We start from the raw sequence: 3,080 nt of genomic DNA on the forward strand, positions 1-3,080 counted from the left end.
ACGTCGGCCGGCAGCGGGACCGGGCTCGGCAACGGGCCGCAGATCTCGCAGACCATCGATGTGCAGACCACCCGCGGCGAGACCAAGACGGGCATCTACCAGGTGCCCAAGGACAGCGTCTTCGGGGTCACGGACATCGTCATCGCCAACTTCCAGGGCGACGAGGGACTGATGACGATCACCTTCGGGGACCGCAAGATCACCACCATCGCGCTGGAGACCTTCCGCAACCAGGACTACCACTGGGTGACCCCCATCAAGATCCCCGAGAACGACACCGTGACCGTCGAGGTGACCTGCGAGAAGCCCGGCACTCCGGCGACCGGACGCCAGGCACAGGGGTGCCACGAGGTCGTGAACGTGAGCGGGGTACTCAGCCGTACCGCCCAGTGACTCCGACCTCATGTTCTGAGGCATTGTGGGCCGATATTGGGTGTATCTGCCAAGAGTTTGATCTTGCCACGTCCGGAAACAGACAGCATAGGTCCGAAAACCGCCACTCCGGGGACCGCTCGACCGGCCCCCGGAGTGGCGGTTCCGTCGTGCCCGGGACGGTGACGGGCGCCCCGGGCGCCGGCCGGCGGGGCCGCGCGCCCGAAACCTGTCGCGGCGGCATCACATACGCGTACGCGCCGCCGTTAGGGTTGGGGGCAGCGGGGGACCACACGGCCCCCGTTCCCCAACCGAAGGTGCCATGCCCGACAACCCGCCCGCCGGCCATCTGGACGACGACGACTACCCCGCCTACACGATGGGCCGCGCCGCCGACCTGCTCGGCACCACGCCCGCGTTCCTGCGGGCCGTCGGCGAGGCGGGGCTGATCACCCCCCTGCGCTCGGAGGGCGGCCACCGGCGGTACTCCCGCCGCCAGTTGCGCGTCGCCGCCCGCGCCCGCGAGCTGGTCGACCAGGGCACCCCCATCGAGGCCGCGTGCCGCATCATCGGCCTGGAGGACCGGCTCGGCGAGGCGTTGCGGGACAACGAGGAGCTGCGCCGCCGGCTGGACGGACCCGGCGCCGGCGCCGGCCGCTGAACCTGCGCATACCTGCCCCCGCCGCTGGAGAATTACCCGCACGGCACCGAAAGGTTTTCCGGCGGAGCCGCTTCAGAATATCTCGCCGCCGGAACCGAATGCCAAAAAAGCTGGGTGTGCCGGGCCGGGCCGTGTTACCGTGATAACAGTTGCAGTTTTGATTTCCGGACTTTCCGGGCCCCTGAGGGGTGATCAACGCGGCGACTCGTGATCCGCACAGTGCGGACCACGGCATGCCCCTAGGGAGATTCAATATGGCATCTGGCACCGTGAAGTGGTTCAACGCGGAAAAGGGCTTCGGCTTCATCGAGCAGGACGGCGGCGGCGCCGACGTGTTCGCGCACTACTCGAACATCGCCACCTCCGGCTTCCGCGAGCTTCAGGAAGGCCAGAAGGTTACCTTCGACGTCACGCAGGGCCAGAAGGGCCCGCAGGCCGAGAACATCGTTCCCGCCTGACGCTGACGCGTTCCACGAGGTCGGGGCCCGCGCTCTTGGGGTGCGGGCCCCGGTCCGTTTGTCCGGCGGACGCCGGCCCCCTTTACTCGCCGACCGGCCCTTTTCCGGCCACTCGGCTCTTTCTTCGGCTCATTCTTGTGAATTCTGCCGCGGCTACGCACCGCCAAAAGGAATTCCTCGACACGTGCCGTGCACATCGAGGAGGTTCCTCATCATGAACCGCACCCGTCGTACCCGTGGCGCCGCAGGCGCCGGCGGTGCCGGTCGCCGCACCGGCAACGACTCCGCCCCTTTCCGGTCCGCACGGACCACCACCCGTGCCAAGGCCCCGCAGGGAAAGAGTCCGGGAGCCCGCCGGGCACCCCGCGGCGAGTTCGCCCTGCCCGTCACCCTCACCGAGGCGCTGCCGCCGGTGGAGGACTTCGCCGAGCTGGACCTGCCCGCGCCCCTGCAGGACGCGCTGCGCGCCGAAGGCGTGACCGCGCCCTTCCCCATCCAGGCGGCGACGCTGCCGAACACGCTGGCCGGCCGGGACGTCCTGGGCCGCGGCCGGACCGGATCGGGCAAGACCCTCGCCTTCGGCCTCCCCCTGCTGGCCCGCCTGGCCGGACAGCGGGCCGAGCCCCGCCAGCCGCTCGCCCTGATCCTCGTACCCACCCGGGAACTGGCCCAGCAGGTCACCGACGCCCTCGCTCCTTACGCGCGGGCGCTGCGCCTGCGCTCGGTCACCGTGGTCGGCGGCATGTCCATCGGCCGCCAGACGTCCGCGCTGCGCGCCGGCGCCGAGATCGTCGTGGCGACCCCCGGACGGCTCAAGGACATCATCGACCGCGGCGGCTGCCGGCTGGACCGCGTGGCCGTCACCGTCCTGGACGAGGCCGACCAGATGACCGACATGGGCTTCCTGCCCCAGGTCACCGCCCTGCTCGACCAGGTCCGCCCGGACGGCCAGCGGCTGCTGTTCTCGGCCACCCTCGACCGCAACATCGACCTCCTGGTGCGCCGCTACCTGCACGACCCCGTCGTGCACTCGGTCGACCCGTCGGCGGGCGCGGTCACCACGATGGACCACCACCTGCTGCACGTCCACGACGACGACAAGCACACCGCCGCCACCGAGATCGCCGCCCGCGACGGCCGCGTGATCATGTTCCTGGACACCAAGCACGCGGCGGAGCGGCTGGCCAAGCACCTGCTGTCGGTCGGCGTACGGGCCTCGGCGCTGCACGGCGGCAAGTCCCAGCCGCAGCGCACCCGCACCCTCGCCCAGTTCAAGGACGGCCACGTCACGGTCCTGGTGGCCACCAACGTCGCCGCCCGCGGCCTGCACATCGACGACATCGACCTCGTGGTGAACGTCGACCCGCCCGCCGACCACAAGGACTACCTGCACCGCGGCGGCCGCACCGCCCGCGCCGGCAAGTCCGGCACGGTCGTCACCCTCGTACTGCCGCACCAGCGGCGCACCGTGGACCGCCTGATGAGCACCGCGGGCATCACCGCCCGCACCACCCGCGTACGCCCGGGCGAGCCCGAGCTGAACCGGATCACCGGCGCCCGCACCCCCTCCGGAGTGCCCGTCACCATCG

Annotated in this window: 3 protein-coding genes and 1 pseudogene; all 4 read left to right on the forward strand. The window is 70.8% G+C overall.

Features of this window, described 5'->3' with window-relative positions; all coding sequences use genetic code 11:
• Positions 1–393: pseudogene (locus H5J33_RS29045) on the forward strand (hydrolytic protein); the annotation flags it as partial.
• A 301-nt stretch (positions 394–694) separates the two neighbouring features.
• The gene (locus tag H5J33_RS29050) at positions 695–1,033 is read left to right on the forward strand and encodes a MerR family transcriptional regulator (RefSeq protein WP_181797788.1); all 339 of its coding nucleotides are present in this window, start codon (positions 695–697) and stop codon (positions 1,031–1,033) included.
• 254 nt (positions 1,034–1,287) lie between these two features.
• On the forward strand, positions 1,288–1,491 hold the full coding sequence (locus H5J33_RS29055; protein ID WP_007383480.1) for a cold-shock protein: 204 nt from the start codon (positions 1,288–1,290) through the stop codon (positions 1,489–1,491).
• 214 nt (positions 1,492–1,705) lie between these two features.
• The coding region (locus H5J33_RS29060) for a DEAD/DEAH box helicase (protein ID WP_181797789.1) at positions 1,706–3,080 on the forward strand (1,375 nt) is incomplete at its 3' end.

Source organism: Streptomyces sp. WELS2 (assembly GCF_013870595.1).
GTDB lineage: Bacteria > Actinomycetota > Actinomycetes > Streptomycetales > Streptomycetaceae > Streptomyces.